Source organism: Thioalkalivibrio sp. ALJT, from assembly GCF_000381825.1.
Taxonomy (GTDB): Bacteria; Pseudomonadota; Gammaproteobacteria; order Ectothiorhodospirales; family Ectothiorhodospiraceae; genus Thioalkalivibrio.
The window spans coordinates 176,161-194,712 of sequence record NZ_KB907125.1 but is presented as its reverse complement, the minus strand read 5'-3'; the positions used below and the strand labels follow the sequence as shown (position 1 = coordinate 194,712).

At 67.6% G+C, this 18,552-nt stretch carries 17 protein-coding genes and 1 pseudogene; 11 read left to right on the top strand and 7 right to left on the bottom strand.

Features of this window, described 5'->3' with window-relative positions; translation table 11 throughout:
- Positions 1-96 precede the first annotated feature (96 nt).
- A complete protein-coding gene (gene katG, locus G332_RS0107700) occupies positions 97-2,277 on the top strand; it encodes a catalase/peroxidase HPI (protein ID WP_019626418.1) in 2,181 nt (726 codons plus the stop codon).
- A gap of 123 nt (positions 2,278-2,400) precedes the next feature.
- Here katG and G332_RS13080 read toward each other — a convergent pair whose 3' ends face one another.
- Positions 2,401-3,114 carry a GIDE domain-containing protein gene (locus tag G332_RS13080; RefSeq protein ID WP_019626417.1) on the bottom strand — a complete coding sequence of 238 codons (714 nt, stop codon included), beginning with the start codon at positions 3,112-3,114 and terminating at the stop codon, positions 2,401-2,403.
- A 174-nt stretch (positions 3,115-3,288) separates the two neighbouring features.
- Positions 3,289-3,834 carry a hemerythrin domain-containing protein gene (locus tag G332_RS0107690; protein WP_026340700.1) on the bottom strand — a complete coding sequence of 182 codons (546 nt, stop codon included), beginning with the start codon at positions 3,832-3,834 and terminating at the stop codon, positions 3,289-3,291.
- Positions 3,835-4,122: 288 nt separating this feature from the next.
- On the opposite strand from G332_RS0107690, the gene G332_RS0107685 reads away from it, so the two are divergent.
- The gene (locus tag G332_RS0107685) at positions 4,123-4,608 is read left to right on the top strand and encodes a universal stress protein (RefSeq protein WP_019626415.1); all 486 of its coding nucleotides are present in this window, start codon (positions 4,123-4,125) and stop codon (positions 4,606-4,608) included.
- A gap of 16 nt (positions 4,609-4,624) precedes the next feature.
- Complete coding sequence (locus G332_RS0107680; RefSeq protein WP_019626414.1) at positions 4,625-4,879, top strand: Smr/MutS family protein; 255 nt, start codon at positions 4,625-4,627, stop codon at positions 4,877-4,879.
- Between the two features lie 449 nt (positions 4,880-5,328).
- Here the strand turns inward: G332_RS0107680 and G332_RS0107675 are convergent, their stop codons facing one another.
- A complete protein-coding gene (locus tag G332_RS0107675; RefSeq protein WP_019626413.1) occupies positions 5,329-6,300 on the bottom strand; it encodes a patatin-like phospholipase family protein in 972 nt (323 codons plus the stop codon).
- A 184-nt stretch (positions 6,301-6,484) separates the two neighbouring features.
- A complete protein-coding gene (locus G332_RS0107670) occupies positions 6,485-6,910 on the bottom strand; it encodes a hypothetical protein (protein ID WP_019626412.1) in 426 nt (141 codons plus the stop codon).
- Positions 6,911-7,008: 98 nt separating this feature from the next.
- On the opposite strand from G332_RS0107670, the gene G332_RS0107665 reads away from it, so the two are divergent.
- A complete protein-coding gene (locus G332_RS0107665) occupies positions 7,009-7,485 on the top strand; it encodes a YbhB/YbcL family Raf kinase inhibitor-like protein (protein ID WP_019626411.1) in 477 nt (158 codons plus the stop codon).
- Between the two features lie 135 nt (positions 7,486-7,620).
- Here the strand turns inward: G332_RS0107665 and G332_RS0107660 are convergent, their stop codons facing one another.
- The 3 genes from G332_RS0107660 to G332_RS0107650 form a co-directional block, all read right to left on the bottom strand.
- Positions 7,621-8,553 carry a carbohydrate kinase family protein gene (locus G332_RS0107660; protein ID WP_026340699.1) on the bottom strand — a complete coding sequence of 311 codons (933 nt, stop codon included), beginning with the start codon at positions 8,551-8,553 and terminating at the stop codon, positions 7,621-7,623.
- 189 nt (positions 8,554-8,742) lie between these two features.
- On the bottom strand, positions 8,743-9,246 hold the full coding sequence (locus tag G332_RS0107655) for a hypothetical protein (RefSeq protein WP_019626409.1): 504 nt from the start codon (positions 9,244-9,246) through the stop codon (positions 8,743-8,745).
- Positions 9,243-9,542, bottom strand: coding sequence for a nucleotidyltransferase domain-containing protein (locus G332_RS0107650; RefSeq protein ID WP_019626408.1), 300 nt, complete (start codon positions 9,540-9,542; stop codon positions 9,243-9,245). The genes G332_RS0107655 and G332_RS0107650 overlap by 4 nt, the downstream gene beginning before the upstream one ends.
- A gap of 255 nt (positions 9,543-9,797) precedes the next feature.
- On the opposite strand from G332_RS0107650, the gene G332_RS13675 reads away from it, so the two are divergent.
- The 7 genes and pseudogenes from G332_RS13675 (at position 9,798) to G332_RS0107610 (ending at position 18,534) form a co-directional block, all read left to right on the top strand.
- The gene (locus G332_RS13675) at positions 9,798-9,971 is read left to right on the top strand and encodes a hypothetical protein (RefSeq protein WP_019626406.1); all 174 of its coding nucleotides are present in this window, start codon (positions 9,798-9,800) and stop codon (positions 9,969-9,971) included.
- Positions 9,968-10,717: an ABC transporter ATP-binding protein gene (locus G332_RS0107635; protein ID WP_051080541.1), complete on the top strand. Its 750-nt coding sequence runs from the start codon at positions 9,968-9,970 to the stop codon at positions 10,715-10,717. The genes G332_RS13675 and G332_RS0107635 overlap by 4 nt, the downstream gene beginning before the upstream one ends.
- A gap of 15 nt (positions 10,718-10,732) precedes the next feature.
- On the top strand, positions 10,733-13,093 hold the full coding sequence (locus G332_RS0107630) for an ABC transporter permease (RefSeq protein ID WP_019626404.1): 2,361 nt from the start codon (positions 10,733-10,735) through the stop codon (positions 13,091-13,093).
- 895 nt (positions 13,094-13,988) lie between these two features.
- Complete coding sequence (locus tag G332_RS0107625; RefSeq protein ID WP_019626403.1) at positions 13,989-15,182, top strand: efflux RND transporter periplasmic adaptor subunit; 1,194 nt, start codon at positions 13,989-13,991, stop codon at positions 15,180-15,182.
- 9 nt (positions 15,183-15,191) lie between these two features.
- Complete coding sequence (gene hrpB, locus G332_RS0107620; RefSeq protein ID WP_019626402.1) at positions 15,192-17,705, top strand: ATP-dependent helicase HrpB; 2,514 nt, start codon at positions 15,192-15,194, stop codon at positions 17,703-17,705.
- A 68-nt stretch (positions 17,706-17,773) separates the two neighbouring features.
- Positions 17,774-18,007, top strand: a pseudogene (locus G332_RS0107615) (ATP-dependent helicase C-terminal domain-containing protein); the annotation flags it as partial.
- 305 nt (positions 18,008-18,312) lie between these two features.
- Positions 18,313-18,534, top strand: a complete 222-nt coding sequence (locus tag G332_RS0107610; RefSeq protein ID WP_019626400.1) for a hypothetical protein — start codon at positions 18,313-18,315, stop codon at positions 18,532-18,534.
- Positions 18,535-18,552: the final 18 nt, after the last annotated feature.

The following is an 18,552-nucleotide window of genomic DNA, read 5'->3' as shown; positions in this document are numbered from 1 at the left end:
TGACAGCGACGGGAGCCCTCTCGAGGCAAGGCCCGCGACAGGCGGCGCATGCCCTGATACGCAAGCAAGCTGAACGCAGCGAAATGGAGAACGGATATGGGTGAGCATCAGAACATGGATAAATGCCCGGTCATGCACGGCGGTCAGACAACATCGGGGCACTCCGTGACGGAGTGGTGGCCGGATTCGTTGAACCTGGACATCCTGCATCAGCACGATCGCAAGACGGATCCGATGGGTGAGGGTTTCAACTATCGCGAGGCGGTCAGGAATCTCGATTTCGATGCATTGAAGAAGGACTTGCACGCGCTCCTGACGGACAGCCAGGACTGGTGGCCGGCGGACTGGGGCCACTATGGCGGTCTGATGATCCGCATGGCCTGGCACGCAGCGGGGACCTATCGCATTGCGGACGGCCGTGGCGGTGGTGGCACCGGCAACCAGCGCTTTGCGCCGCTGAATAGCTGGCCGGACAACGTAAGCCTGGACAAGGCGCGGCGGCTGCTGTGGCCGATCAAGAAGAAGTACGGGAACCGGATCAGCTGGGCGGATCTGATCATCCTGGCCGGCACCGTGGCTTACGAGAACATGGGGCTGCCGGCGTTCGGTTTCTCCTTGGGGCGCGAGGACATCTGGCACCCGGAGAAGGATATCTACTGGGGTGCGGAGAAGGAGTGGCTGGCGCCCTCCGATGCGCGCTACGGCGATGTGGACAAGCCGGACACCATGGAGAATCCGCTGGCGGCAGTGCAGATGGGTCTGATCTACGTGAACCCGGAGGGCGTGAACGGCAAGCCCGATCCGATCAAGACCGGCCAGCAGGTCCGCGAGACCTTTGCGCGCATGGCGATGAACGACGAGGAGACCGTGGCGCTGACCGCGGGCGGGCATACCGTGGGCAAGTGCCATGGCAACGGTGATGCCGCAGCGTTGGGGCCGGCGCCCGAAGGGGCCGATGTCGAGGAGCAGGGCTTCGGCTGGCACAACCCGCACATGCAGGGCAAGGCGGCCAACGCGGTGTCCTCCGGTATTGAAGGGGCCTGGACTACGAACCCGACTGAGTTCGACATGGGCTACTTCGATCTGCTGTTCGGCTACGAGTGGGAGCTGAAGAAGAGCCCGGCCGGCGCCTGGCAGTGGGAGCCAGTGGACATGAAGGAGGCGGACAAGCCGCTTGATGCCAGCGACCCCTCCAAACGGCATAACCCGATCATGACCGATGCCGACATGTCGATGAAGATGGACCCGAAGTACCGGGCCATCTGCGAGCGGTTCATGGCGGACCCGGAATACTTCCGCGACTGCTTCGCCCGTGCCTGGTTCAAGCTGACCCACCGCGACCTGGGGCCAAAGACGCGCTACATCGGTCCGGAGGCGCCACAGGAGGACCTGATCTGGCAGGACCCGGTGCCGGCTGGCAACACCGACTACAGCGTGGAGGCCACCCGGCAGAAGATCGCCGCGAGTGGTCTGAGTATCGCCGAGCTGGTCAGCACGGCCTGGGACAGCGCCCGGACCTTCCGCGGCTCCGACATGCGCGGTGGTGCCAATGGCGCCCACATCCGTCTGGCGCCGCAGAAGGACTGGGAGGGCAACGAGCCCGAGCGTCTGGCGCGTGTGCTCAAGGTCTACGAGCAGCTCTCCGCCGAGACCGGTGCCAGCGTGGCCGATCTGATCGTGCTGGGCGGTAGCGTGGGGGTCGAGCAGGCTGCGCGCGCGGCGGGGCATGATATCCGGGTGCCGTTCATCCCGGGCCGTGGCGACGCCCGCGCGGAGATGACGGATGCCGACTCGTTCGCGCCGCTGGAGCCGCTGGCGGATGGCTTCCGCAACTGGCAGAAGAAGGACTACGTGGTCAAACCGGAGGAGATGCTGCTCGATCGCGCCCAGTTGATGGGCCTGACGGCGCCGGAGATGACGGTGCTGATCGGCGGGATGCGCGTGCTGGGCACCAACTTTGGTGGCAGCAAGCACGGTGTGTTCACCGACCGGGAAGGCCAGTTGACGAATGACTTCTTCGTGAACCTGACTGACATGGCCTACGCCTGGAAGCCTGCGGACAACGGCGTGTACGAGGTGCGCGAGCGCAAGAGCGATCAGGTGAAGTGGACGGCTACCCGCATCGACCTGGTGTTCGGCTCCAACTCCATCCTGCGCAGTTATGCCGAGGTGTACGCTCAGGATGACAACGAGTCGAAGTTCGTGCAGGACTTCGTGAAGGCCTGGACCAAGGTGATGAATGCGGACCGCTTCGATCTGGAGTCGTATCAGCGCTAATCACGGCCCGAATACGGCCGCGTTTGCCGGTCTGCTGGTCCAACGCCCGGGGTGATATCCCGGGCGTTTTTTTTGGAGCCGGGCGGCGGCCGGTGGGCCGAACGGGTGGACCGGGCGCGAGGCCTATGGCTCGAACGGGGTATCGACCAGACCGAAATGCTCCAGCAGCAATGCGATCCCGAAGCCACCGAGAACGAGCGAAATCAGCGTGATCAGTATGGCCATCCTCAGCATCTTGCGGCGCAGCCGGCGGTACGGGATGTCCGCGATGATGACCGGGTCGTCCTGGCTGACGGGCTTGATCATGAATCCATCCGCCGTGCTGGTCGCCTGGCCGACTACGCAGCAGAAGTCGTCGGGGTCGAGTCGGCTTTCCGTATGGCGGTGGCGCGTTTGGCCGATGCGCAGGGGGCCGTTGCTGGAGTCCCCCCGGGTGATGTCTCGTGTCCGGCGCTGACTCAAATCGAGCAAGGGCGTGTCGCCCGGGTGCACCTGAATCCGCCCGGTTGTGTCGTCTACCCGAAAGGGCACCGCCGCAGCCGTTTCCTGGATGGTGGCCCAGTTCGTGCGGCGCCGGTTCCTTTGCCTTTCTTCGACCTTGTACTGGTAGGCGAGGCAGTCCGCCTTCTGCATGGGGGATGTGAGGAGTGCCTGCAGTTTTTCGGCGCGCCCCTCGATGGCTACGCGCTGCTGCCCGCTGCGCAGGCCCGTACCGATCTTGATCGGCGTGGCCGCGGTCGTGCGTCGCCATTTGCGCACGGCCGGGGCCGTGGCGAAGATCAGCATGAACACGGCGACCACCATGAACACGCCTCCAAGTGTCAGGGCATCATCCACGAGGGACCTCTCGTTCGGCGCATTCCGGAGATTCGAAGTTCTACCGTGGCGGCTTCGCCTGGCGGGGTCAACACGCGCCGATCAAAGGGGGGGCGGGTTCTTGTCCGTCCGGCGGGTGCAGGGCCGGGAGCGCGGCGGTTTTGCCGGAAAATAAATCTGTCCCGGTTTTGGAAATCAGCCAGCCGGATGCAGCTCCACCTCACGTCGGCGGGCCATGGACTGGCCGATGGCACGGCGTTGGTCGGCGTCCAGCAGCTGTTCGGCCAGCGGTAGCAAGGACTCTTCTTCAATGGTCAGGTGCCGGCGGTACTGGGTGATCCATTCGGCGGTTCCGTCCAGCGAGGCATCGTGCCCTTCGGCGATGTCGAGGAGGGCGGGTTCCAGCCGGGACCAGCCTTGTTTCAGGCTCTCGTGCTCCGCAGCGAGATGGTCCAGCCAGTCGGGCAGGCGGGTGTAGCGGCCGGGATGGTTACCCAGGTGCTTGAGCCGAGGGAACAGGTCTTCGTTCTTGTCGGCATGGCTATACGTTGCGGAGGCGTGGAAGCACTTCAGCAGTCGCTGAGCGGTGGCCTGGGCTCTGGCATCGGAGCCATGAATGTGGATATGCGTTTGCAGGTGTTCCAGCGTTTCCAGGCAGCCCAGCAGGCGCCGGTGATAGGTGCGAAGGACGTCCAGCGGCCGGTCGAAACCGGGCAGTGGTTCGTTCATTTGTAGATTCATACGGGCCTTGAGATGCACATCCGGCACCTTTGTAACCGTTCGGTGCCGGTGGGGTCTTGATCTGGATCATATCGCACCGACAATTTGTCCTGTTTGTCGTTCGCGGCCGTTGCCAGGCCGCTCGTGATGCGGGTGGGGGTGCGCGTTTGTTTGTGCCTGTCCGGGCGCGTCCGGGCTGGGGATGGGGACGCGATTCTTCGTGCGCGCTGCGGGTGAGTCTGGCAGTCTGGGCGGCGACGGAACCGGCCGGGTCCGGGCGGGTCCCACGGGTGAAAAAAGGAGCGCGGTATGGAACTGAAGACCTTGTTGGTGCCGGTGGACGGCTCTGCCAACGCCTGGCGTGCCGTAGAGGTGGCCGCGGACCTGGCGGCCAAGTACCACGCTCGAGTGGTGCTGGTCAGTGTGTTGCTGCAGGGCGAGGTGCCGCCCCATATCCGCAACCTTTCGGATCTGACCGACCCGGATGATCCGCCCGTGGCGTTAGGCGGCGCCGCGGTGGGCTCGGCAGTACCGCCGCGGGTGCTGCGGGATATCGCCAGGAAGCTGGTGGAACAGGCGCATGAATATTTCACCGAGCTGGGTGTCACCGATATCGAGCACCACATCGAGGATGGTTCGCCGGCCAAGGTGATCCTGCAACAGGCCGAGTACCACGATGTGGACATGGTGGTGATGGGGTCACGCGGGCTGGGCGGACTGCAGGGCCTGCTTTCCGGGAGCGTGTCGCACAAGGTGCAGCAGCTGGCGCGCTGTATCGTGGTTACGGTGAACTGAGCCCGGCGCCCCGGCAATGTCGCGGTTGTCGATTGACCTGCACGAGTGTTTTCGCAACGGGCGCCGCATCGACGCCGAACTGAACGGCGCGATCGAGCAGGCCTGCGCGCGGCGCATCAAGACCGTGGAGATCATCCACGGCAAGGGCAGCGGGCAGTTGAAGAAACGTGTCCTGCGGTTTTTGCAGCAGCCCGAGATCAAGGCGTGCTACCACCGCGTGGAGAAGGACTCGAAAAACCACGGCCGCCTGTTCGTGCACTTCCGACACTGACCCCTTCCACAACCCCGCAGGAGCCTGCTTGCAGGCGAGGCCCTGGCCCGAGTCGGACTCTGGCAAGGCATTCGCCTGCAAGCAGGCTCTCACGAGGGGTACGGGGGCTCGGTGCGGGTATTCGAGCGAAAGGCGATACCCGCCTTGTTCTCGGGAGCGTGCCGGAAGAGCATGAAGACGTGCGTCGTTTTGCTCGTAGCCCCTCTGGCAGAGAACGGAGGCGTACGCCCTTGGCTTTCGCAAATGCGCGGTCATCCCGGCCGCAGCGTAGCAAAGAGCCGGGATCTCCGGCGTCGGTCATGCCCCGGTGCCCGAGATCCCGGATATCCGCTGCGCGGTTGCCGGGATGACGACCCGGGCGCCCTTACCCCCGCGCCGTAGGAGCCTGCTTGCAGGCGAAGCCCCTGCCCGCGTCGGACGTAACCGGGGCTTCGCCTGCAAGCAGGCTCCTACGGTCTGGGGGTGGGGTGCGGGTTCAGGGTGTGGTCGGCGAGTTGGTAGCCGAGGTCGATCATTTCGGCGGCGCGATGGAAGTCGAATACGCCGCAGGCGTTGACCGGTACTTCGATCAGGTGATCCGGGTTGTACGCGGCAATGCGAAAGCGCGCGATGCTGCCCTGCATGGCTTCGATGGAGTGCGAGACGATGTCGATCAGGCCGAGTGCACGGGCCTCCTGTTCGGCGCTCAGGTTGGGGTCGGTCTCGCCCAGGCCCAGTCGGTCCTGCCAGTCCTGCAGCCAGCTGCCGACGCGCTCGGGCAGGGCGCCGGTGATGCGGGGGCCGACCTGGGCGCTGTTGCCGGGTTGGGTCGAGGACGAGGGGGGTTCCCGGGTGCGTTCCGGCCGAATCAGATCGTGGCCGATACGGCCGTTCAGGCTGACTGCCAGGGTGCGGTCGGTGTTGTCGTTCAGGGTGGGGGCGACGGGCACGGGGTTGAGCAGGGCGCCGTCTACCAGCAGCCGCCCCTGATGCCGCACGGGCGTGAATACGGTGGGGATGGCGATCGATGCGCGGATGGTATCGAACAGCGAACCGGAGTTCAGCCAGACTTCGCGCTCGCGCTCGATATCCGTGGCCACGGCGGTGAACGACACCGGGAGCTGTTCAATATCGGTGTCGCCCAGCATGTCGCGCAGCTTTTCGATCAGGCGCTCGCCCCGGATCAGTCCAGTACCGCGAAAGGAAAAATCGAGCAGCCGCCAGACGTCCTGTCGCCGCAGGGTCCGGACCCAGTCTTCATAGGCATCCAGCTGACCGGCGGCGTAGATACCGCCCACGACCGCCCCCATGGAGGCGCCGGCAATGGAACGGATCTGGTAGTCCGAGTGTTCTTCCAGCCAGCGGATGACGCCGATCTGCGCGAGGCCACGGGCGCCGCCGCTGCCAAGTACCAGGGAGATGGTCTGAGTCGGGTGAGTCATGGTGGCGGTTCTGTCGGTCCGGGGTCGCTGGAGAGCCGAGGGGCGTGGCGGCGTATTAACCGGTGTATCTGCCCCGCTCATCGATCGATGTGGGGACGCCTGGTGCTTTTTCCAGTGCCGGCGCCGTCTTTTGCAACCGCCCTGGACCCTGCTGCGGTTCGTGGGGGGGTAACGAAGTTGTGCGTTATTTCGGGGCCAGCAGGTAATCGTGCAGGGACTGGGCGGAGGTGCCGGTGGGTGCTTCCACGCGCAGTTGCCAGACGGCGGCGGGGTGGTCCGGCGACCATTCGCTGAAGACCACCAGTCCGGTGTAGGGTCCGCGCCCGTGGATGGTCCCCAGGGTGAGCCGGCCCTCGGCATCGCCGTGGATGCGGACCTCGAACGTGTCGGCCGGTGCGGGCAGGGTCCAGTGGCCGTTCTGGCCGGTCTCGCGAAAGGCCGGGTCGGAGGGTACGGCGGCATCACCGAAGTGGCGCCGCAGCAGGGGTACGGACAGCCGATGCGGCAGCCCCAGGACTGTCTCGATCCCGGAACGGCCCCGATCGATCGCGCGGGCGTCGCGCGCCAGCGGTTCCTCGCGGCGCAGCCATTGTTTGAGGGTATTGAACATGGTTCGATGATCCACCTGCGCCGCGATACCCGCAACCGGTTTGGCTGGATCTCGGCGAGCGGGTTACGGTGTTGCCAGGCATTGTCAGGAGGTGGGTTATGGGTTTTGCGTTGTCCGATATGCAGCTGTCCAGTTCCGCGTTTGGTCCAGGGCAGCCGATCCCGAAGCGGCATACGGGAGAAGGCGAGGACACCTCGCCGGCATTGCAGTGGCGTGGTGTGCCTGCGGGTACCCGGTCGCTGGCGGTGATCTGCCACGACCCGGATGCGCCGCTGGTGCAGCCGGGTACCTACGGCTTTGTCCACTGGGTGTTGTATAACCTGTCGCCCGATCTGGATGGGCTGGCGGAGGCCACTGACCTGGGGAGCAGCGGGCAGACGGATTTCGGCCGTACCGGCTATGGTGGGCCGATGCCGCCCGAGGGCCACGGCAGGCACCACTACTTCTTCTGGCTGCTGGCGCTGGACCGCGACCTGCAGCTCCCCGCGGGGCTCACGCTCTGGCAGTTCCTGGAACACGCCGAACCCCACGTGATCGGCATGAACCGGCTGGTGGGTAGCTACCAGCGCGACTGATTTCCTGGGGGCATTGCTTGTAGGAGCCGCCTTGGCGGCGAAGCCCCTGCCACCCACAAAAAGGCCCGGCCCGAGTTTCCTCGGTCCGGGCCTTTTGCGTTCCCGGGCGGGGTGCCCGGGGCGGCGTGAGGTCGCTTAGTAGCGGTAGCCGAAGGCCTTTTCGAACTGGTCGGCGAACGCTTCCGGCGTGAAGTGGTGGTTCTGGGTGCCGGAGTGGGCGATCTTGATTGAGCCGATCAGCGAGGCGATGCGGCCGGTGGTTTCCCAGTCATAGCCCTTTTCCAGGCCGAACAGGATGCCGGCGCGGTAGGAGTCGCCACAGCCGGTCGGGTCCTTGATCGCGGCCGGCTCGACCGACGGGATGGTGATCTTCTTGCCGCCGGTGTAGATGTCGGAGCCCTCGCCACCGCGGGTGACGATCATCGCGTCGACCATCTCCGCCAGCTGCTCCAGGCTCATGCCGGTGCGATCGGCCGTCAGCTGCGCCTCGTAGTCGTTGAACGCGGCGTAGGTGGCGTTCTCCATGAAGCGCTTCAGGTCGTCGCCGTCGAACATCGGCAGACCCTGGCCCGGGTCGAACATGAACGGGATGCCGGCGTCGGCAAACTGCTGGGCGTGCTCGATCATGCCGTCACGGCCGTCCGGGGAGACGATGCCGACCTTGATGCCGTCGGCGTCGGTGACCTTCTGCTGGTGCGAGAAGCCCATCGCGCCCGGGTGGAAGGCGGTGATCTGGTTGTCGTCCTGGTCGGTGGTGATGAAGGCCTGGCCGGTGTAGGTGTCCGGCAGCTCCTTGACGAACGTGCGCGAGATGCCGTGCTTGTCCATCCAGTCGGCATAGGGGGCGAAGTCGCCGCCGACGGTGGCCATGATCGTCGGGTCCGCACCCAGCAGCTTCATGTTGTAGGCGATGTTGCCGGCGCAGCCGCCGAACTCGCGCCGCATGTCCGGGACCAGGAAGGACACATTCAGCATGTGCACCTTGTCCGGGAGGATGTGGTTCTTGAAGCGGTCGGGGAACACCATGATGGTGTCGTAGGCCATGGACCCACAGATCAAAGCGGACATATTGACTCCTTGCGTTGTTGAAAACGGTTGGCGTGGCACCATTCGGGGTGCCAAAACGGCTCTGCGGCGCGCGATTGCGGGATGCTCGGCGCGTCTGCGGCAGACCGGACGGTGCGCACAGGGTAAATATTTGGGCGCAAAACAACAAATCGGGGGCGCGTGACCCTCGCTCCCGTACCCGCGGGGGCTTCAGTTTCCCGTGTTGCCGGGGACCTCGACCGCCAGGCGGTCCCGGGCATAGCCCCGAAGGCGCTGGTAATCGGTGTGCATTCGGTCGGTGAAATGACAGGCGCGTTGCAGGGCCGGGGCCAGGTCATCGGGGTTCTCGATGTATTCGTGGACCAGCCGGTTGCGCAGATGGCGCATCTGCAGCCAGTCATCGGCCTGTTCGATGAGCCCCAGCTTTTCCAGGCGTGCCAGATTGTCGATGGCTGGTCCCGGTTTCTCGCCCGCACAGGTGAGAAAGGCCGGGACCAGCTTGTCCATGATCGTGTCCTGCATCCGCCCGAACTTGGCACCGAAGGATTCGAGCCGGTCGATGCCGCTGTCGGCAGCAAGGATGCCTCGCACACGGTCGGGGGAAACCGAACAATCACCCGCGAGGAGCCGTTCCCGTACCCCCAGAAGATGTTCGTCTTCGCGATCGACCAGGTTCAGCAGCCGGGCCAGGCGTGCATGCGAATCGGTGGTCACAGCGGGAGTCCGGTGCGTCGGGCGTGAGTGTCGATGGGCCGCGCGGGAGTACCGCGCCGATGGATGACGAGGTCCACGCGGCGTTCGCCAAGCCGCCGCTGCAGGGCGGCATGCAGCTTCAGTTCGCTCTCCAGAAGTTCGTCTGGCGTGCCCTCGGCCTCGACGTACAGGTCGATGTCACCTCCCCGCGCCGAGTCGTCCGTGCGGGACCCGAAAAGGCAGACCCGGGCGTCCGGGCCGAATGCACGGGCCACTTCCTGACGGATGACGGTTTGCTGTTCCGGGGACAGGCGCATATGGCCAAGTATATCAGTGCTGCATCGGGACGAAGCGCCGGTCGCGACCGCCACGGGTGGCGCCGGCGGCCCGAGCGACGCCGTTCGTGCCCCGGTCATTGCGATCCGTCATTGCGAGGAGCCGAAGGCGACGCGGCAATCTCCGGACGTAACCCAGACGCTGGCCCGGTCGGGCGTGTGGCACTGCTCCTGGCGGCGCCGTGCCGGGGGCTTTGTGGCAGCATTGAGGTATTGCTGCGAGCGAGGGCCTGTCCGATGAAACCACGCATCCTGATCCCGATCCTGATCATTCTGCTGTTGCTGCTGAGTCTGTGGTCCATGAGCCTGGACGGGGACGGCGGCATCCTGCCCGGTACGCCGGATACCGGGGCGGCCCCGTCCGGCGAGCGTCCGGTCCTGCTGGCCGGCCCGCTCACTCCGATGGCATGAGCCCAGCCGTGGCTCGAGCCCCGGACGCCGGTGCGGCCGCGCGGGAGGTGATCTTTCGCGCGGCGGGGGTGACCAAGGTCTACCGCATGGGCGAGGTGACCATCCACGCCCTGCGCGGGGTGGACCTGGAGCTCTACACCGGCGAGCTGGTGGTGATGCTGGGGGCTTCGGGCTCCGGCAAGTCGACGCTCTTGAACATTATGGGCGGGCTGGACACCGCGACCGAGGGCGAGGTGCGCTACCGCGACCAGGATCTGGCGCAGGCCTCCGAGCGCACGCTGACGGCCTTTCGCCGCGACCATGTCGGTTTCGTGTTCCAGTTCTACAACCTGATCGCCAGCCTGACCGCGCGCGAGAACGTGGCGATCGTCACCGAGATCTCGCACGATCCGATGCCACCGGAGGAGGCGCTGGCGCTGGTCGGGCTGGAGGACCGCATGGACCACTTCCCCTCGCAGCTCTCCGGCGGCGAGCAGCAGCGCGTGGCCATCGCCCGCGCGATCGCCAAGCAGCCGGCGGTGCTGCTGTGCGACGAGCCGACCGGTGCGCTGGATTCGAAGACCGGCATCCGCGTGCTGGAGGTGCTGCAGCACATCAACGAGCGTCTGGACACGACGGTGGCGATCATCACCCACAACGCGGTGATCGGCGAGATGGCGGATCGGGTGATCCACCTGAGCGACGGACGCGTGAGCGAGATCCACGAGAACGCCGCGCGCCAGTCCCCGGCCGAGTTGCACTGGTAGCGCCCGCGGCCGACCATGCGCGCGCTGAACCGCAAGATCCTGCGTGATCTCGGCCACCTGAAAGGGCAAGCCGCCGCGATCGCGCTGGTCATCGCCAGCGGCGTGATGACGCTGGTGATCGCCGTGACGAGCCTTGATGCCCTGACCATCACCAAGGACCGCTTCTACTCGGAATACCAGTTCGCCGACGTGTTCGCGGAGATCAAGCGCGCGCCGGAGAGCGCCGTGGAGCGCTTCCGCGAGATGCCGGGGATCAACCAGATCGAGACCCGGGTGCAGGCCCCGGTGCGCCTGGAGGTCGCCGATTTTGACGAGCCGATCCGTGGCACCGTGCTCTCCATACCCGACGGGGGTGAGCCGCTGCTGAACCGGCTCTACCTGCGCGAGGGGCGGCTGCCGGAGGCCGGCCGCGAGCGCGAGGCGGTCGTCAGCGAGGCCTTTGCCGAGGCCCACGAGCTGCGGGCCGGCGATTCCCTGCGCGCGATCATCGACGGGCGCCTGACCGATCTGCAGATCAGCGGCATCGCGCTGTCGCCGGAGTTTGTCTATCAGATCAGCCCTACCGATCTGCTGCCGGACTACGAGCGCTACGGCATCCTGTGGATGAACCGCCGCGCGCTGGCTGCCGCCTACGGGATGGAGGGGGCATTCAACTCGGTGGCCGTGAGCCTGGAGGCGGGTGCGGACCCGGCCCCCGTGATCGAGGCAATGGACCGGGAACTGGCGCGCTACGGCGGCATGGGGGCCTATGGCCGCGATGACCAGTTCTCGCATCGCTTTCTGTCCGAGGAGCTGACCCAGCTGCGGGCGCAGGCGGCGATCCTCCCGACCATCTTCCTGGCCGTCGCGGCCTTTCTGCTGAACGTCGTCGTCGGTCGCATTATCCGTTCCCAGCGCGAGCCGATCGCCGTGCTCAAGGCCTTCGGCTACGGCAACGGCGCGATCGCCGGGCACTACGCCCTGCTGACCGGCGGCATCGTGCTGGTGGGCTGTGCACTGGGGCTCGCGTTCGGGGCCTGGGCCGCGCAGGGCCTGGCCGGCATCTACGCCGAATACTTCCGCTTCCCGGAGATGAGCTTTCGCCTGCAGGGCTGGGTGATGGTGCTGGCGGTGGGGGTGGCCATGGGCGCGGCCATGCTCGGCACCTTCCGCGCGGTCTGGCAGGCGGTGCGCATGCAACCGGCCGAGGCCATGCGCCCGCCGGCCCCGGAGCGCTTTCACCGTGGCTGGCTGGAGCGCTCGTCGGCCTGGGCCGCGTTCGATCAGCCGACCCGGATCATCCTGCGCAACCTCACCCGCCACCGCCTCAAGTCCGTACTGTCGGTGATCGGCATCGGCCTGTCCGGCGGGCTGCTGCTGATGGGCGCCTATCAGCTGAACGCGGTCAGCCAGATGCTGGACACCCAGTACGGGCAGGTGCTGCAGATGGACATCGACCTGCAGTTCACCGACCCGGTACCCGCGCGCGCCGCCGGCGAGCTGCGCCACGAGCCGGGCGTGCTGGCGGTGGAGACCTTCCGCGCGGTGCCGGTGCGGCTGGTCGGCGTGAACCGGGAGGAACGCGTGCGCCTGCTGGGGCTGGATGCCGAACCGCGCCTGCGGCAGTTGCCGATGGGCGGCGGACGCGGCCGATTGCCGGACGAAGGCATCCTGCTGACCGACTACCTGGCCGAGCAGCTCGGGCTGCGTGTGGGCGACCCGGTGGAGGTAGAGATCCTGGAGGGACGCCGCCGCACGGTCACGGTGCCGCTGGCCGGCGTGGTGGAAGAACCCATCGGGGTCGGTGCCTATATGTACCGACCGGCGCTGAACCGCCTGATCGGGGAGGGCCCGGCCGTCTCCGGCGCCTGGCTGTTGACCGACCGCGCAGAGGAAGATGCGCTGTTCCGCAGCCTGTCCGACCGCCCGCGGGTCGCCAGCGTCGGCCTGATCGCGGAGGCCGAGCGCCATATCCGCGATTACATCCGTGAGACCGTGATCGTGTTCGCGATGGTGTTCGTCGCGTTGGCCGTGTCCATTGCCTTTGCCGTGACCTACAACAACGCGCGCATCACCTATGCGGAGCGCGCCCGCGACCTGGCGACATTGGAGGTGCTGGGCTACTCGCGCGGCCAGGTCAGCTGGATCCTGCTCGGCGAGATCGCGGTGCTCACCCTCGCGGCGATCCCGGTCGCCTGGCTGACCGGCACGGGCTTCGCATGGCTGCTGAACCAGGCCTTTGCGATGGACCTGTTCCGGGTGCCGCTGGTGATTACGCCGCAGGCCTACGGGTTCGCTGCGCTCGGCATCCTGGTCGCGGCCAGTCTGACCGGCTTCCTTGCCTGGCGGCGCCTGCAGCAGCTCGACCGCGTACAGGCCCTGAAGGCGGCGGAGTAGCTGTGGGTATTGCGCGCCTCTTTGTGGCTGGCCTTGGTTCGTCCTCCGGTGTTTACGTGCCTTCGGTCCGCGACCTGCCCGGCGCTGACTCGCCAGCGCGCCGCGCCCGTTGTTGATCAAAAACGGGCTTCTTTGCTCGTGCAAAGAAGTACCCAAGAAACACGCCCGACTGCCGCGACCCCGGCCCGCTGCGCGGGCCGGGGTTTCCCTCGCTCCGAGGCTTTTCGCGGGCGGCGCTGAACTCGCTACGCCTTCGGCTCCGCTCAGACATCCAGCGCCTCTGATCCCGCGAAAACCCTCTCCACTCGGCGCGACGACAACGGGGAGGCAGGTCAATACAACGGCGGTCCCGACCTTCGTGCTATTGGTTGGCGGCTGGGTTTTCCAACATCTTGGGCACGCTCGGCCTGTGGCCATAGCGTGCCGCGCCCGCGGGCGGGCGCCGGGGGCTTTCGGGCGGCAGGGCCGTTGTTGTGTCGTGGCGTTGGGATGCCTTCTGTTTTGACCTTCCTCCCCCGTATGGAGCCCCTTGCGGAAGGGTTCTCGGGCCGGGAGAAGGCGCTGGATGTTTGAGCGAAGCGCAGCGTAGCGAGTTCAGCGCCGCCGGCCCGAGAGCCCTGGAGCAAGGTTCCCGGGCGGAATCCGGGTGCCCTTCTTTGGGCACTTTCTTGGGCAAGCAAGAAAGTGCCTCGGGGCGCGCTGGCGAGTCAGCGCCAGGCAGTATGCGGACCGAAGGCACCGTAAACACCCGAGGCCGAGCCAGGACCAGCCTCACAGCGGCTGGCTGCCAGGCGCCGTTCGGGTGATAACCAAGGTTGCAACTTGCAGATATGAGCCCCGGCGTGCCGGGCGATGAGGGGGAGCGCCGGATGGCGGGATTTGCGAGACTGACGCTATGGCGATGAAAAAGCGAATCACGGTTGGGCTTGTCGTGCTGGCGGGGGTGGCCGTACTGGTGTGGGCACTGCGCCCGCAGCCGGTACCGGTATCGCTGACCCCGGTCGAGGCCGGCCCGTTCGAGGAGACCGTGCGCGAGGAAGGCCGCACGCGGCTGCGCGACAGCTTCACCGTGTCGGCGCCGATCGCCGGCTTCCTGCATCGTGTCCGACTGGAAGAAGGCGATGGGGTTGAACTCGGCGACACGCTGTTCCGCATGGAGCCCCTGCCGGCCCCGGCGCTGGATGTGCGCTCGCGCGAGCAGGCGCGCGAGAACCTGGCGGCCGCGCGTTCGCGCCTGCAGAGCGCCGAGGCGAACCTCGAGAACCTGCGGGCCGAGACCCGCTTCGCCGAGTCCGAGTATCGCCGGCATCAGGAGTTGTTCGAACGCGGGGCGGTCTCGGCCACCGAGGTGGAGCGTATGGAGACCGCGCGTGATCGGGCGCGCTCGGCGGTGCGCGCCGGCGAGTCGGCGGTGGAGGTCGCGCGCAGCGAGATCGAGGCGGCCAGGATTGTGCTGGAGATCGCCAGCGGGCAGATGCCGGAGTCCGAGGCCGAGACCCTGTCCGTGCGTTCGCCGGCCGCGGGGGTGGTGCTGGAGCGCCATCGCTGCTGCGAGGGGACGATCGGGGCTGGCGAGCCGGTGCTGGTCGTGGGCGATCTGGACGACCTTGAGGTGCAGGTGGACCTGTTGTCGATGGATGCGGTGCGCGTGGTGCCGGGCATGCGGGTGCGCCTGACCGACTGGGGCCGCGATGCCGAACTGGAGGGCAGCGTGCGCCGGGTGCAGCCGTTCGGCTTTACCAGGGTGTCTGCGCTGGGTGTGGATGAACAGCGCGTGCCGGTGATTGTCGATCTCGACGCGGTGGAGGCACGCATGGCCGGACTGGCCGTGGGCTACCGCGTGGAGGCCGAGTTCCTGCTGTGGGAGGGGGACGATGTGCTGCAGGTCCCGACCAGTGCGCTGTTCCGGGATCGCGGCGAGTGGTCGGTGTTCGTGGTCGAGGACGGCCGTGCCGAGCCGCGCCGGGTCGAGGTGGGACGTCGCTCGGGCTTTGCCACGCAGATCCTCGAGGGCCTGGAGGCGGGCGAGCGTGTGGTCACCCGCCCGGGGGACCGGGTGCAGGCCGGTACGCGCGTGGTCGCGAACTGACCGCAGTCGATGAGTAGAAATCTGCGCGAGGCGCCGCAGGCCCGGGCGCTGGAAGATCTCCTGATCCCGCTGGATGCCGCGTTGCAGACGCGCGGTGCGGCCGTGCTGGTGGCCGAGCCAGGTGCCGGCAAGACCACGCGCGTCCCGCTGCATCTGGCCGCGTCCAGCCCCGAGGAGCGTGTGATCGTGCTGCAGCCACGCCGACTGGCCGCGCGCATGGCGGCGACCTACATGGCGGGACAGCTCGGCGAAGTGGCCGGGCAGACTATTGGCTACCGCGTGCGCGACGAGCAGAAGGTCTCGGACGGCACCCGGGTGGAGCTGGTCACCGATGGCCTGTTCCTGCGGCGCATCCAGGGCGACCCGCTGCTGGAAGGGGTCGGGACTGTGGTGTTCGACGAATTCCATCTGCGCCGGCCCGAGGCCGAACTGGCGCTGGCCTTTGCGTTGCAGGTGCGTCGGCTGCTACGCCCGGAGCTGCGCATCGTGGTGATGTCGGCGACCCTCGACGACGAGGCCGTGGCCCGGCTGCTGGCCGGCTCGGGGGCGGATGCCGTGCCGGTGTTGCGGGCGCGCGGGCGGCAGTTTCCGGTCGAGGTGCGTTATGCCCCAACGGCGAAGGATGTACCGCTGGCCGACGGTGTGGCGCAGGCGGTGCGCGACGCGCTGGCGACGGAGACGGGGTCGGTTCTGGTCTTCCTGCCCGGCGAACGCGAGATCCGCGAGGTGGCCGCGCGCCTGGGCGAGGGGGTGGACACGCCTTTCGGCCCCGCGCATATCGCGCCGCTGTTCGGGCGGCTGTCGGCACAGGAGCAGGCCCGGGCCGTACGCCCGGCGCCGGCGGGTGAGCGCAAGGTGGTTCTGGCCACCGACATCGCCGAGACCAGCCTGACCATCGAGGGGGTGCGCGTGGTGATCGACGCGGGGCTCTCCCGCGAGCCGCGGTTCGATGCCGCGACCGGGCTCTCGCGCCTGGTGACGCTGCCGGCCTCGAAGGCCGCCGCCGAGCAGCGGGCCGGGCGCGCCGGTCGCACCGAGCCCGGCGTGGCGATCCGCCTGTGGTCGCGGGCGGACGAGGTCGCGCGCCCGGACTACGCGACGCCGGGGATGCAGCAGGTGGACCTTTTGCCGCTGGCCCTGGAACTGGCCGGTTGGGGCGAGGCGGTGGCCGAGCTGGACTGGCTGGAGCCGCCGCCCGCGCAGGGGCTGGCCTCCGCGCAGGCGGTACTCGCGGAGCTGGGCGCGGTGGATGCCGCCGGTCGGATGACCGGGCACGGCCGAGCCCTGCTGCGCCTGCCGACCCACCCGCGTCTGGCGCATATGCTGTTGCGGGGTCGGGAGCGGGGGCTTGCGCGCCTGGCCTGCGAACTGGCGGTGGCGGTGGAAGAACCGGGCGTGGCCGGGCCGGAGGCCCCGCTGGAGCTGGGCGCGCGGCTGGAGCGCGCGCGGCGCTCGGGTGGGCGGGCCTGGCAATCCGGGTTGCACCGTCTGGAGCAGGCGCTGGCACGCGTCGGGGATCGCCCCGCTGGCACGGATGCGGTGCTGGACGAAAGCACGGCGCTGGGCGTGCTGGCGGCGCTGGCATGGCCGGAGCGCATCGCACGCCGCCGTGGCGAGGCGGCCGGGCGCTTCGTGATGGGGAATGGTCGTGGCGCGTGGCTGCCGGAGCGCGAGCGTCTGGCGCATGCCGAGTACCTGGTCGCGGTGGACTGCACGGACGCCGACCGCGAGGCCCGCATCCGCTGTGCGGTGGCGCTGGATCTGGCCGCACTGGAGCAGGAGGCCCCGGAGCTCTTTCACCGCGAGACGCGCTGCGACTGGGTGGAGGACGGTGCACGGCTGGAGAACGCGCGGATCCGGCGGATCGGCACGCTGGTGGTGGAACGGCAGATGGTCGCGCTGGACGACCCCGCGGCCACTATCCCGCGCTGGTGCGAGCGGCTGCGCCGCGAGGGCCTTGCGTTGTTGCCGTGGGATGACGCGGCGACCCAACTGCGCGCGCGCATTCAGCTGCTGCACGAGACCCTGCCCGCGGCGGGCTTTCCGGATCTGCGCGACGCCGCGCTGCTGATGACCCTCGAGGACTGGCTGGGGCCGTATCTGGCCGGGATCACGCGGCGCCGGGACCTGGAGCGGCTGGATCTGGCGGCGGTCCTGCGCGCGCGGCTGGACTGGGACCACCAGCAGCAACTGGACCGGGAGGCACCAGCGCGCATCGAGGTCCCCTCCGGCTCGGCCCACCGCATCGATTACACGCAGGACCCGCCGGTGCTGGCGGCGAAGCTGCAGGAGTTGTTCGGCCTGGGCGAGACGCCCCGAGTGGGGGGCGGCCGCGTGGCGCTGGTGCTGCACCTGCTGTCGCCGGCGCGGCGCCCGGTGCAGGTGACCCAGGATCTCGCCAGCTTCTGGGAGAACGGCTATCCGGAGGTGCGCCGCGAGCTGAAGGGGCGCTATCCAAAGCACCCCTGGCCGGAGGACCCTTGGAATGCGCCGGCCACGCGACATACCAAGCGGCACGGGTAGGCAGGGTCGGGTCTGGCAGGGGCTTCGCCTGCAAGCAGGCTCCTTCAGGTGCTCGGACAACACCGGAGGAGTTGTTCGGCCTGGGCGAGACGCCCCGAGTGGGGGGCGGCCGCGTGGCGCTGGTGCTGCACCTGCTGTCGCCGGCGCGGCGCCCGGTGCAGGTGACCCAGGATCTCGCCAGCTTCTGGGAGAACGGCTATCCGGAGGTGCGCCGCGAGCTGAAGGGGCGCTATCCAAAGCACCCCTGGCCGGAGGACCCTTGGAATGCGCCGGCCACGCGACATACCAAGCGGCACGGGTAGGCAGGGTCGGGTCTGGCAGGGGCTTCGCCTGCAAGCAGGCTCCTTCAGGTGCTCGGACAACACCGGATGCCTTGCATCAGCTTCTGTGTGGTTATGCCGGAAGCCGTGGGGCGGTTATTCGGGGTCTCTCGGGCATTGGGTGGTGCATGGTCGCGTAGATCCCGGCTCTTCGCTGCGCTGTGGTCGGGATGACAATGGGGGCAGGTGATACCGGGGAGGCAGGGGAAGGCGATGCGGCGGTGGGCATTCTCGGGTAGGGTCGCGTTCAGTGTTTCCCTGAAGCCCGTGCGAGGCAATGAACCCCGATGCTGAAGTTTCTGACCGTTGTCCTGATCCTGCTGTTTGTCTGGTGGCGGGTGTCGCGCTGGCTGGAGGTGCGGCGTCGGCGTGCGCGCGGCGAGGACATCTCCTACGAGGTACGAGTGAAGGGGTTTCGGCCGATCACGGTCCTCAGCATCATCTTTCTGATTCTCTACGGTGGCTATGTGATCTGGTTCGTTCTGACCGAGTGGGCCGATTTGCTTTAGGGAGACGCTGATTGAATC